The sequence below is a fragment of the Pelosinus sp. IPA-1 genome, assembly GCF_030269905.1.
Classification (GTDB): domain Bacteria; phylum Bacillota; class Negativicutes; order DSM-13327; family DSM-13327; genus Pelosinus.
The window spans coordinates 719,986-733,226 of sequence record NZ_BSVC01000001.1 but is presented as its reverse complement, the minus strand read 5'-3'; the positions used below and the strand labels follow the sequence as shown (position 1 = coordinate 733,226).

Sequence of the window (13,241 nt, the reverse complement as noted above, 5' to 3'; positions counted from 1 at the left end):
TTGGGATTTTCTTACGTTTTTTATTAGTAAGCAATAGTAAAGCGTTTACGGGTAAAATGAGGAGTTTCAACTTCATCAATCATAGCAATAGCATAATCTTCCATGGAAATATGGCTTTCTCCTTTTTCATCTGTTAAAAGCTGATCATTACCAATACGGAATTTACCTGTTCTCTCTCCAGGTGCAAACATAGCTGCTGGGCTAAAATAAGTCCAATCAAGGTCTGCACTTCGGAATATTTCTAATGACTTTCCGTGAGCCTTGGCAATTGGTTTCCAATCTTCAGGGAAGTTTGGCGCATCTACAAGTTGTAAACCAGGAGCTACTTCTAGACTGCCAGCTCCTCCCACAATCAAAAGGCGATTGACTCCAGCGTTTTGCACTCCATTAAGCAAGCTTTTAGCGCTATTTTCCATATTATACTCTTCACCATGTTTTGGCCCATAGGCACTAATGACTACATCAGAACCAGTTACTGCCTTAGTAATACTTACTGGATTTAAAATATCGCCAGATACTATCTGTAGATTCGCATTTTTCTCCGTAATACGAGATACATCACGCACTATAGCGATTACTTCATGGCCCCTTCTTAGAGCCTCCTTTAGAATACGTTGTCCTACTGTTCCATTTGCCCCTATTAATGCAATTTTCATCATACATTCCTTCCTTTCATTTCCACTGATAATTTCATACTATTTTTACTGCTTAAGAATTTTACAAAGCAGGTAATTTTCTCAATTGTAACCATTACAGTTACAACCCTCTTTAAAAAAAAAGCGAAGTTAATCTGAATCTATTTTTTCAATCAGACCTGCAACTAACTGTTGCATTGTAACTTTCGCTAACACATCTTCCATCGCCAATTGGGCACGAATTAAATTCAACTCTAGCACACATTGGATATTTGCTCCAACTGGACACTTAGGGTTTGGCTGTTCATGAAAACTAAAAAGGTTCTCTTCCTTGACAACCTCTACAGCACGATAGATATCTAATAAGGTGATCTCATCTAATCCTTTTGTTAGATAGGCCCCTCCAGTTCCTGGACGTACATTTACCAATCCGACTTTCTTTAGTTTCCCAATGACTCTACGAATAATCACAGGATTTGTGTTTACACTTCCAGCAATCCATTCCGATGTATTATGAAACCCCTTATCGACTGCCAATAATGCTAGAATATGCACTGCTACAGAAAAGCGGCTACTAATTTTCATATGCTTCACCCTCTCGTTGTAACCATTATACTTACAACCAAACTTTCTGTCAATAACTATAACTTATATTTTTTAAAAATCGAATTACATTTATCAGTGGTATGACCCTTACTATATCATTTCCAATGAGTAAGCCGCTTAAGACTCCCCTCTTATAAAATTGGGGTTCTAAAGCGGCTAAGTCTCATATCTCCGCGATCACTTTCATTACCCATGCACTTAATTTACTAGATGCCCTCTGGGCAATGTCTACAACATTGGCATGGGAGTGTTTTCCCGTCTGTATGCCCGTAGCCATATTTGTGATACACGCGATTCCAAGGACATCAATTCCCAAATAGTTCGCAGCGATTGTTTCAGGAACCGTCGACATTCCTACTGCATCTGCTCCCATCCTGCCAATTGCCACAATTTCTGCTGCTGATTCATAATAAGGTCCCATAAAACCAGCATAAATTCCTTCTTTGTATGGAATGTCTATCGCATCAGCAATACTTTTTGCTTTATCGATCATTTCAAGTTTATAAGGTTCAGACATATCAGGAAAACGGGGACCAAAACGTTCATCATTGATTCCAATCAATGGATTGTCACCAAATAAATTTATAAAATCTTTAATAATCATTAGGGTACCTGGCGCAAAATCTCTATTGATGCCACCACAGGCATTTGTGACAATCAGTTTTTTGACACCTAATTGCTGCATCACATAAATAGGATAGGTTACTTCTTTCATAGAATAGCCTTCATAATAATGAAACCGTCCCTGCATTAGCAGTACCTCAACACCATCTACACTGCCAAAAACAAGCCTGCCTTCATGCCCCACTACTGTAGACTGTGGAAAATTAGGAATGTCTTTGTAATCAACATACTCTTTATTTTCAAGTCCATTTGCCAATTCGCCAAGACCAGATCCTAAAATAACAGCAATTTTCGGCGTACGATTTATTTTTCCCTTAATAAAACTGACTGATTCCCCGACTTTATCGTACATGTTCCTTATCATTTATGCCTTGTCTCCCCCTGTGTTATTGCTTCACTTTTAAATCATTCACTAACATTCAGTAGTTATAAAGAAGACTTGATTCAGATGGAGTTTTAACTCCATCTGAATCTTAGCCCTTCTTATCCAGGGACTTAGCCGCTCTTAACTCCCACTTATATAAGTGAGCCTTGGATTCGAAAATCCTTAGAGCGAACTTACTTCGAGTTTTACAGACTGTTATCCTAACCAGAGGATAGGATATTACAGGCTGTTAACGAGATGAAGATGGAAGTCTTAGAGCGGTTTAGTCATCGGATAAATCACCGATTGAAAAACACCGCATGGACATGGACGCATTTTGAAATCCTTCATAAGAAAAGTGAAGGACTTCATCATGATCTTGCAACGCTGCAGCATATAACATTGGTAAATAATGTTCATTGGTAGGTATGGATAACATAGCATCCTTACCTATTTTTTCATATTCCACGAGTGGCTGATGATTTTGTTCTAGTAAACATTGTTTCACTGTGGCATCAAAAGTTACAGCCCACTCAAAAGGTGCGGCTTCCATATCCCAATCAACGAGACGTAAATTATGTACAATATTACCGCTGCCAATAATCAAAAATCCCTGTTCCCGCAAGGGAGCCAATTTGCGAGCTATTTCATAATGTTCTTGAGGTGTCTTTTGAACATCAAGACTCAATTCCATCACAGGTATATCTGCATCAGGATACATATGTTTCAAAACAGACCAGGCAGCGTGATCTAGCCCCCGCTGATTATCATAACCAATTGACGCATTTTTAAACACAGATGAGACTTCTTCTATTTGCTCTTTACCACCTGGACATGGATAACGAATATCATATAATTCTTGAGGAAATCCATAAAAGTCATAGATAATCTCAGGTATTTCCCTAGCTGTAATAAAAGTACCTTTTGTAAGCCAATGAGCTGATACAACTAAAATAGCTCTAGGTCTTGGAAGAATTTTTCCTAACCTAACTAAGCTATTTGTGTATTCATTCTCAAGTATGATATTCATTGGCGACCCATGTCCTAAAAATAATACAGGAGCTTTCTTCATAATCTTACCTCCTATCCATATAGAACGCACTACCATTTGGATCCCTTACCATTCAAATAGGTAAGTTCATTTTATTGTAACTTAGCCCACTGATATAGAATTTCTTCATCTGATGTCCCATCTAAACCTGTAGTATTAACCTCATTTTTCTTCATCTTTCCAACCCATGGCATCCATGATTCCTATTTTAGCACTCATAGTAAAACAAAATCTATCTTTTTCTATCTTATCTTACTGCCCTCTATCAGATAGTACTATTATAAATCATATACAAAGCGGATAGCCACATAAAAACAGCGGAAACCTTATTAATCAATCCAAATACTTGTCTAAAGCCTTTTCTTTTGCCGATAACCCTTCCGATCACTGATAAAAAAAGAAACCAACACCAAGATACCAAAATACAAGCTATTGTAAACAAGAATTTTTCTCTTTCCACATAGTGAATAGAACTGGTCCCAATAACACCAATCGTATCTAGTACAGCATGGGGGTTAAATAATGAAACACTCACTGCAAAAAGAATTTGTTGTTTCACCGTTACACTCTTTGTCTCATCATTATTTGTACCCACGGGAATACTATTCCAAGTGATCCAGCCCATATAACATAAAAAAATAATTCCAAAAGTAAGTAGCAGTATCTTAAATAGCACAAAACTCGCAACAAATACAGAAACACCTTCTACCGCTAGTAATATTAAAACGGTATCACATATGGAAGCTGTAATAACAGCTGGCAAAACTCGCAACAAACTTGGCTGGGTTACGCCTTGGGTGAAGACAAATAAGTTTTGTACTCCAAGAGGCAATATAAGCCCCATAGCTAGCACCATTCCGTGAAGAAAGGCTTGCATCAAATCCGCTCCTTATACTTTTTTATCCGATGACTAAACCGCTCTAAGACTCCCATCTTATATAAGTGGAAGTTAAGAGCGGCTAAGTCCCTGGATAAGTGCGACTAAAATTCAGATGGAGTTAAAACTCCATCTGAATCAAGTCTTCTTTATACAGTATAATAAAGTATATCTAAAATGTCTTCACCCAATTGGCTTGTTGTTATCCCATCCAATTGTTATAATAGCAAAAACAAGTGTAAAGGAGAGTACTGTGTTATCAATTGATTGGGTACCTAATCATAAAGATGCTGTCCCTTTATATCAACAAATCGTAGAATACATAAAGAATAAAATTACCATTGGTGAATGGCCACTACATAGCAAATTACCTCCCCAACGCGTCCTTGCTAACAATTTCCAAGTAAATCGCAGTACACTGAAAATCGCCTTGGAAGAATTAATTGCAGACGGACTACTGAAAAGTAAAATAGGCAGCGGTACATGGGTAGCAAATAACACTTGGTCAGTACTAACATCCCATCCAACTGTAAATTGGAATTCTTATCTTGATAAAGGGATACATTTACCTAACCTTCATACCATACAAGAAATTAATCATTCAGAATTTAAGCCAAATATCATTCGATTAGGTACTGGAGAGCTTTCACCTGAATTGTTCCCAAAGGCTATGATGAACTCCATACTAAAAAAGCTGCCTAGTTCTATTCTCTCATTAGGTTACGAAGAACCTAAAGGACTCCTTCCCCTCCGAGAACAGATCAGTATTTATTTACGATCCTTTGGAATTGATGCCTCTCCCTCCTCTATTATGATTGTATCTGGCGCATTGCAAGCTCTCCAACTGATATGCTGCAGCTTACTGCCAAAAGGATCGACGGTTCTACTAGAAAAACCCTCTTATCTATATTCCCTTAAACTCTTCCAATCCATGAGTATGGAGTTCGCTGGTCTCCCTCTTGATGAAGAGGGGATTCAACTTGCCCCCATCGCTTTTCATAAGGAACATAAAAATGCGAATTTATTATATACGATTCCTTGTTTTCACAACCCCACGGGTATTCTTATGTCCGAACAACGTCGTAAAAGCATTATTGCATTGTGTCAAAAAGAACAATTACCTGTAATTGAAGACGATGTCTATCGAGAACTCTGGCTAGATTCAAACCCACCGCCTATACCTCTAAAAGCTTTGGATCGCGAGGGGCTTGTTCTGTATCTCGGGAGCCTCTCCAAATCATTAAGCCCTGGATTACGCATTGGCTGGATTGTAGGCCCTGAACCAGTCATTGAACGATTAGCTGATATTAAAATGCAAAACGATTATGGCTCAAGTTCCTTATCCCAATGGGCTGCTGCTGAGTGGTTTAACAGTGGATTATACCAAAAACACCTAGAAAAAGTACGAGAAAAATTACGAATCCGTCGAGATGTTGCTTCTCAAAGCTTAGACACCTACTTTTCAGACATCGCAACCTGGAAAATACCTACGGGTGGGTTTTATATTTGGCTTACATTGACTCAGCCAGTCTCTATGCAAAGATTATTTACAGAAGCCTTAGATAAAGGTCTATTAATTCATCCGGGTAATATATATGACAACCTATCGAACCGCCATCTTCGTCTATCATACTCATATGTCTCAATATCTGAACTGAAAAATGGCCTACGCCTTCTTGCTAGTATTATTAGAAATATGATGGATTAAGAAAGGGTTTGTTCAATCAAGAGGCGCTACCATTCGCAGTGGGTAGCGCCTCTTGTATTCCATAATATTAATGTCTTAGATGAAATAACTTCTTTCTATTAATTAACACATACATTACTGGGGAAAGACTAATAGTAAGTGGTACACTTGTTAAATTACAAAATCCTTCGCTAAGGCCGCAGTCACAAATTCAATATGTTCTTGTAACTCAATTCCTAACATATCTGCACCTTGAACTATCGTTTCACGATTGACAGCTCTAGCAAAAGCTTTGTCTTTCATTTTTTTCATGATCGATTTAATTTGCAAGTTTTCAATACTTTTATCTGGGCGCACTAGGGCACATGCAATAATAAATCCCGTAAGTTCATCTACACCTAGCAATACCTTTTGTAATAAACTTCTCTCAGGTACCCAATCCCTAGCATGGGATTCGATATCTGTTATAAACGCTGCTGTATACCCATGAGGTACTAGTATTTGCCCAGTATGGTTTGGATGCTCTTCAGGATATTTTTCAAAATCAACATCATGGAGTAAACCTACAGCACCCCAATATTCTACGTCTTCTTCATATTTTTCTGCATAAGCCCGCATTGCGATCTCTACTGCCTGACAATGGTTCAAAAGAGGTTTTTCGTGTACATGAGTTGTTAATATACTCCATGCTTTTTCCCTGCTTGTATCCATTTTTACTACGCCTCCAACATGATTGTTATTTGCATTTATACTTATTTTAAGTAAAATACATTTACTAAAAATGCTCCTGAAATGTAAACTACTATTTTTATCCGATGACTAAACCGCTCTAAGACTCCCATCTTCATCTCTTTAACAGTCTGTAATTCCCTGCCCTTGAAGGTCAGGGAAACAGGCTGTAAACTCAAAATAAGTTCGCTCTAGGGGTCTCCGGACCCAAGGCTCACTTATATAAGTGGGAGTTAAGAGCGGCTAAGTCCCTGGATAAGAAGGGCTAAGATTCAGATGGAGTTAAAACTCCATCTGAATCAAGTCTTCTTTATATTTTACCTAAAAAACTGTAACTTCGCCAGCTAATTCCAAATTATTCAAAGAAAAGCAATAAAAAACTTGGCTTACATCTACAATCTTCTTTATAATATAAATACAACAATTGTATATATAATAATGGGAGGAATAGCTATGTTACGAAATTTAATTGAACAAGGCTACGGGGAAGAAGAAGATCTAAACTGCGCAGAAAAAATACTGTATGGTGCAAATCAAGTTTACAAACTAGGATTAGATAAAAATTCTTTGCGGATGGCTTCTGGATTCGGCGGTGGCATGGCCATCGGCAGCGTCTGTGGTGGGTTAACCGCAGCTATTATGGTACTGGGCATTCTTTTTGTTAAAAACAATGCCCATGAAAGTAAAAAAATCAAGGAATTAACCCAAGAACTCTTTGAAAACTATCGGGAGGAAATGGGAGAGATTCATTGTGATCCATTAAAAGCCCGCCACCGCACGAATGAAATCAAATGTAGAAATGTCATAGCCAAAGCAGCGGCAGCCTTAGATACCATAGTAAAACGTGAAATAGGTGATCCTCTAGCCCAAATTCTCGCTACTGAAAAGCCCTAAGATAAAAAGAAATACTATGGTTACTTTGACTACCAAGTAATTTGACCTTCTAAAACCTTAGTAAGTTTTATATTTTGTTCATTCTCATAAAAACAAACTTATTGATATTCCTATATCAATAAAACGGGATATTCAAGTCAAAAAAGACTTGAATATCCCGTTTTATTTTACGGAAATAAAAAATATAACACTTTCTGATTCCAAGTAAGAACGACTAAGGCTTCTGCCTGCGTCCAAGGACTTGGCACGAGCCAAGTCTTTTCTTATCTCACTAAACATACTGTCCATTAAGGGAAGGGCTACCGATCAATGCCCTAATTCCCAGTACAACGCAAGTTGTACTACTTTCATTACAGTACTGACTTATATATTAAATTGTGGTTCACTTTGCTTAAAATTCAGTAATCGAACCACCCCATTCCAATCTCAAATTTTCTTTGTCTTCCCTACTCTACCCTCCTTCCATCTTATCTTTATTATAATACAAATATTTCAAATTTTCAATGTATTCCACATGTTATTTTTTCATGGTATGGCTTACTTGCTCACCTAAGATCGACAGCGAATTTTTTTGTCATTTTCCTGTCACATTTCTATGGTATTCTAGCCATAATATATCGCTATTCCAACACTTACATCTACCATAAAGCTACCCTAGAAGCAGGGAATATATATGATACCAAACTAATAGTTGCGCTAGCAACTATCAGTTTGGTATCATATATATATTCATCCTATCATCTAAGGAGGCTCTCCATTGAAAAAGACACCTTACATCGGAAAATGGATCTCTTGTTTACATCGATCCGGTCAAACTTTTTTTGATTATCATTTAGCCGAGTTTGGTCTCGGAAGCGGAAATGGCTACTTCGCTTGCTTAAGATACCTTTTTCGTCAAGAAGGCATTACACAAGATACAATTAGTAAATATGTAAATATTGATAAAACAACAATTGCTCGTGCCATTATGAAATTAGAGACCTTGGGATATGTTACAAAACAAATTGATCCAATTGATCGACGTGCCTATAAAGTATATTTAACCAAGAAGGGTCGCGATTTTCAGCCAAAGCTTGAAGCTACATTAGCACTCTGGACTACCTCACTTACCCATGGATTTACACCAGAGGAAAAAGCTATGGCATTTAGTCTCCTGGAAAAAATGACTCAAAACGCACTTAACCTCAAGGAACGTATAAACAGTATGGAAAAATCAACTAGGAGTGAAGCAAATGAGACAGGGCTTATTAAGTAATAAAAGAAAACTAATTATTTTTGGCATCGCAATCCTCGCTCTTCTATTCTTTGCATATCGCGGAATTTACGCAAAAAATATCGTTAAAGGACAACGACCTGAAGATACCAAACCAGCAGTTGATGTGATAACAGTGCAACGTAAAGATATGATACGAAAAATTGACCTAACAGGGCAAACCGTTCCTGAATCCCAAGTAGATATTGCAGCAAAATATACGGGAAAAGTGACCCAAATTAACGTTGAGCTAGGTCAACAGGTTTCTCCTGGACAAATTTTACTGAGCCAAGATAGCAGCGATGTTGATATTTCCATATCTCAAAACACTGCTAGTTATCGACAAGCTAGCGCAGATGCGATTGAAAGCAATGCTACATTTGAAGCAAATTATCAAAAAGCCCAATCCGATTATCAACATAGCGTCACTAATTATGATCGATATAAAACCCTATATTCTCAAGGGGCCATCTCAAAAGAGGCACTTGATAATGCAGAGCAGCAAATGGCTTCCTCTCAAGCTGCTTTAGATACTTGGTCAAAACAATTGAGTGCCGGAAGTGCAGCTTCTGTTCAATCAAAATTAGCCAGTCGCGATAAAGCACAAAGTGCCATTGATGCCCTTCAGAATCAAAAATCCGACCTTGTTTTACGGGCTCCCCGCGCTGGCATCATTGGCTTTCGCCAGGTTGAGGTTGGCAATATTATCTCAGCTGGCCAGAAAGTACTATCAATCGTAGATAATAGTAACATCTATGTAGATTGCACTGTATCAGAACAAGATATCGGACAAATTGCATTAGGAGTACCTACTACGATTTCAATTGAATCACTAGGAAAGTCCTATACTGGTAAAATCATTTATATCAGCCCAGCAATGGATAGTAAAACACAAACCTTTACCATCCGTGTTGCTCTTGATCAACCAGATAATAGTATTAGAAGCGGTATGTTTGCGCGAACTACTATTAATGTTGCTTTAAGGCCCCAAACCTTATTTGTACCAAAAGAAGCCGTTATTTCTTTAAATGGTAAAGACCGTATTTTCGTTGTCAATAGTAACAACCAAATAGAAGAACGCATTGTCCAGCTAGGTTTACGTAATGATACCAATATTGAGATCCTTAATGGACTCAACGATGGCGAGCAAGTAGCTATCAGCAATTTATCTAGGCTTAAAACGGGCACAGACGTTACACTAAATAAACTTACAGAATAATTACAACATATTAACATTAGATACGAGGTGGTACTTTTGAATATTACAAGATTTTCTATACAAAAACCAATCGGCATCACAATGATTATTCTGTTCTTTGTTGTGCTTGGCTTATATAGTCTCCATAGTATTGGTGTCGAATTATTACCTGCTCTAAATACTCCATATGTTACAGTTTCTGTCCATTATGCTGGTGCAGGAACAGAAGAAATGGAGCAGCAGGTTATTAAACCCTTAGAAGATTCCTTATCTTCAGTTGCCCATTTAAAGCATATGACATCTACTGCGAGGCCCGAAAACGCGAACATTGTTTTAGAATTCGACTTTTCAGCAAATGCGGATATTGCCTCAATTGACGCCACCAAACAGGTGAATTCTGTTCGTCGTAAATTACCGGATGGCATAGATGAACCCGCTGTTGTCAAGCGAGATATTAACGCTACCCCTATATTAGAAATTGCAGTAACATCGAATCAGCCATTAGCCGATACTTATACAAAAGCTAATGATGTTTTTAAAGAACGCCTACAACGAGGCGACGGAGTTTCAGAAGTTATCTTATATGGCGGCAGAGATAAAGAAGTTGCCATTGAGCTTGATAAAAATAAGCTGCGTTTTTACAATTTAGCAATCAATCAAATTGTTGGCAAAATAAAGAGTGAAAATACCCTACTTCCTGCCGGTACTGTATATAATGATAAAACGCAAAGCGATGTTCGTCTACTTGCCCAATATAAAAATCCCGATGAGATTGCCAAGTTACAAATTGCGAATGGCGACGGCATTCCTATATTATTACAAAATGTTGCAACTATTAAGGAACAAGATGTACGAGTTAGCCGCTATAGTCGTGTAAACGGTTCTGATGCCATTTCATTATCAGTTTATAAAAATAGTGATGCCAGTGTTGTTGATACGGTTAAATCTACCTTACAACAATTAGAAACATTACGAACTGAATATCCAGACTATACATTTACGATTGTTACAGATGCCTCAACATATGTTGCTAATTCTCTGCACAATACGATGGGAAGTCTTATAGAAGGTTTGTTTACTACAGGACTGATCCTGTTCCTTTTCTTACGAGGCTGGCGTTCTACTGCTGCCGTAATTATTGCCATTCCCACATCTATGATCTCTACGTTTTTTGCCATGTATATTGCAGGCTTTAGTTTCAATATGATGTCACTAATGGGTATGTCACTTTGTATTGGCGTCCTAGTGGATGATTCTATCGTTGTATTGGAAAATATCCATCGTCATTTAACAATGGGAAAGGATGCTGCCACAGCTGCTGAAGATGGTCGTAATGAGATTGGTATGGCAGCAATTGCTATCACACTTTGCGATGTTGTTGTATTTATGCCTATCGCATTTATGACAGGTATGACGGGACAATTCTTTCGCCAGTTTGGCTTGACTATTGTCTTTGCTACCTTGTTCTCTATGTTTGTATCCTTTACCCTTACTCCAATGCTTGCCTCACGCCTGTTTAAAAATGGACTCGTTGAGTCTAAGGGTGCAGTGTGGGATTTTATGGATCGCTTGGAACATAGTGCAATTACTAAATATGAAAGTATCCTACGCTGGAGTTTAGGACACAGCAAAAAACTCATTGCAGCTATCTTGGTACTTTTTTTAGCCACTATCGCTTTGATTCCTCTTGGAGTCATTGGTTCTGAATACATGCCCCGCACCGATGAAGGCAGCTTTCGAATTTCTGTCGAATTACCTGTTGGGCAAAATATTGGTCAATCTGATAATGTAATAAAAAACCTAGAACAATATCTATCCTCCATACCTGAAGTAACCAATTATCTCTCTAGCACGGGTTCTCCCTCTAGCAATAACGGTTCTCTCAGTGTTCAACTTGTTGATCGTAAAGACCGTAATCGTACGGTTTGGCAAATTACTGATCTTGTCCGTGCTTATGCAAAACAAAATATACCGAATGCTATCGTCAGAGTCAATGAATCTCAATCTTCAGTGGCAGGCGTTTCAGGCGGTGGTGGCGGCGGAGCCGGTGGTGGAGCACCAATCCAAATTCAATTGCTTGGCGCCAATATGGATAACTTAGTCAAAGCTTCCTATCAAGCTCAAACTATACTTTCTCAAATACAGGGCATTAAAGATATCCGTAGTTCCTATACAGAAGGTATGCCTGAAATACAACTTACTGTTGATCGTGACAGACTAAAATTTTATAATAGCTCCGTATCCGAGGTGACAAATGTATTTAATGCCGCTATCGCCGGACAAAAAGCTGGTACCTACGCAAATGATCCAACGAATGATGGTCAAGATACGGATATTACAATTCGCCTCAAAGGGAGCGATGGTTTTACAATAAACGATATTCGTTCACTGCCTATTATGGCTGGTAATCATCAAATATCCTTAGGGGATGTAGCTAATCTTCGAGAAGGAACTGGACCCGTTATGTTGCAACGCGTGGATAAACAACGATCCATTACCTTACAAGCTAATATAACGGATCGTCCTCTAAATGAAGTATTACAAGAAATTTCAAAGAAACTCACTTCGAAAGAGCTAGGTCCTGATATAAGCTACCGCTACACAGGTCAAGCAAATAGTATGAGTGATACCTTTGGTCAAATGTTCCAAGCATTAGCCCTATCTCTAATTCTGGTATATATGCTTTTAGCAGTTCTTTATGAATCCCTGTTAACTCCATTTATTCGTATGTTTTCTCTCCCATTAGGAATGATCGGATCTTTACTATTTCTAGTTATCACCCACAATACGATAAATCTGTATTCTCTCATCGGTATATTGGTTATGGATGGCTTGGTTGCCAAAAACGGTACTTTGCTTTTGGATTATACCTTAACATTAATGGATCGAGGAGTGGGAGCTTTCGATGCTATTATTGAGGCAGGAAAAACGAGATTAAAACCAATTTTCATGACAACCCTCACAATGGTTGTTGGGATGTTGCCAACTGCATTATCCATAACAGAAGGGGCAGAAACAAGGGTAAGTATGGCCTGGGTTCTTATCGGTGGTTTATTAAGTTCCACAGTCTTTACCCTAATTATAATTCCTATCATCTTCTTATTCTTCCAAAAACATCCAATTAATACCTGGATAAGAAAATTGTCAAAAAATAAAGTAAAGACAACTTCTCCTTCATAATCCCTAACATAACTAAACTCTACTAAAACTGAAATTTGATCAACCTTTTTGCCTTACGAAAAAGCCAGACTCCCATCGGGAATCTGGCTTTTTTTCACCTATTTTACCCTCAACTTAGCATATAACCTGTTAAACCTTTTCTCA

General features: G+C 38.1%; 11 protein-coding genes. 5 read left to right on the top strand and 6 right to left on the bottom strand.

Translation table 11 applies throughout. The features are described from left to right. Nucleotides 1–23 precede the first annotated feature (23 nt). The 5 genes from QSJ81_RS03355 to QSJ81_RS03335 all read right to left on the bottom strand — a co-directional run bounded on the left by QSJ81_RS03355 (nucleotide 24) and on the right by QSJ81_RS03335 (nucleotide 4,157). Nucleotides 24–659, bottom strand: a complete 636-nt coding sequence (locus QSJ81_RS03355) for an NAD(P)-dependent oxidoreductase (protein ID WP_285715990.1) — start codon at nucleotides 657–659, stop codon at nucleotides 24–26. 126 nt (nucleotides 660–785) lie between these two features. Beyond that, complete coding sequence (locus tag QSJ81_RS03350) at nucleotides 786–1,220, bottom strand: Rrf2 family transcriptional regulator (RefSeq protein ID WP_285715989.1); 435 nt, start codon at nucleotides 1,218–1,220, stop codon at nucleotides 786–788. A 184-nt stretch (nucleotides 1,221–1,404) separates the two neighbouring features. Next, complete coding sequence (locus tag QSJ81_RS03345) at nucleotides 1,405–2,229, bottom strand: purine-nucleoside phosphorylase (RefSeq protein WP_285715988.1); 825 nt, start codon at nucleotides 2,227–2,229, stop codon at nucleotides 1,405–1,407. 283 nt (nucleotides 2,230–2,512) lie between these two features. After that, nucleotides 2,513–3,301: a 4,5-DOPA-extradiol-dioxygenase gene (gene ygiD / locus QSJ81_RS03340; RefSeq protein ID WP_285715987.1), complete on the bottom strand. Its 789-nt coding sequence runs from the start codon at nucleotides 3,299–3,301 to the stop codon at nucleotides 2,513–2,515. Nucleotides 3,302–3,545: 244 nt separating this feature from the next. Continuing rightward, nucleotides 3,546–4,157 (bottom strand): LysE/ArgO family amino acid transporter, encoded by a 612-nt coding sequence (locus QSJ81_RS03335; RefSeq protein ID WP_285715986.1) that lies wholly within the window; start codon nucleotides 4,155–4,157, stop codon nucleotides 3,546–3,548. Between the two features lie 253 nt (nucleotides 4,158–4,410). Between QSJ81_RS03335 and QSJ81_RS03330 the strand changes: the two genes are divergently transcribed. Beyond that, entirely contained in the window at nucleotides 4,411–5,865 is a 1,455-nt protein-coding gene (locus tag QSJ81_RS03330; RefSeq protein ID WP_285715985.1) for an aminotransferase-like domain-containing protein, read from the top strand. Between the two features lie 150 nt (nucleotides 5,866–6,015). On the opposite strand, the gene QSJ81_RS03325 is transcribed toward QSJ81_RS03330, so the two are convergent. Then, nucleotides 6,016–6,555 (bottom strand): HAD family hydrolase, encoded by a 540-nt coding sequence (locus QSJ81_RS03325; protein WP_285715984.1) that lies wholly within the window; start codon nucleotides 6,553–6,555, stop codon nucleotides 6,016–6,018. Nucleotides 6,556–7,026: 471 nt separating this feature from the next. Between QSJ81_RS03325 and QSJ81_RS03320 the strand changes: the two genes are divergently transcribed. From QSJ81_RS03320 to QSJ81_RS03305, 4 genes are all read left to right on the top strand, one after another. After that, nucleotides 7,027–7,467 carry a C-GCAxxG-C-C family (seleno)protein gene (locus tag QSJ81_RS03320; protein ID WP_285715983.1) on the top strand — a complete coding sequence of 147 codons (441 nt, stop codon included), beginning with the start codon at nucleotides 7,027–7,029 and terminating at the stop codon, nucleotides 7,465–7,467. Nucleotides 7,468–8,224: 757 nt separating this feature from the next. Then, entirely contained in the window at nucleotides 8,225–8,722 is a 498-nt protein-coding gene (locus QSJ81_RS03315; RefSeq protein WP_285715982.1) for a MarR family winged helix-turn-helix transcriptional regulator, read from the top strand. Then, a complete protein-coding gene (locus QSJ81_RS03310; RefSeq protein ID WP_285715981.1) occupies nucleotides 8,700–9,938 on the top strand; it encodes an efflux RND transporter periplasmic adaptor subunit in 1,239 nt (412 codons plus the stop codon). Before QSJ81_RS03315 ends, QSJ81_RS03310 begins: the two co-directional genes overlap by 23 nt. Nucleotides 9,939–9,974: 36 nt before the next feature. Beyond that, entirely contained in the window at nucleotides 9,975–13,097 is a 3,123-nt protein-coding gene (locus QSJ81_RS03305; protein WP_285715980.1) for an efflux RND transporter permease subunit, read from the top strand. The last annotated feature ends 144 nt before the right edge of the window (nucleotides 13,098–13,241 follow it).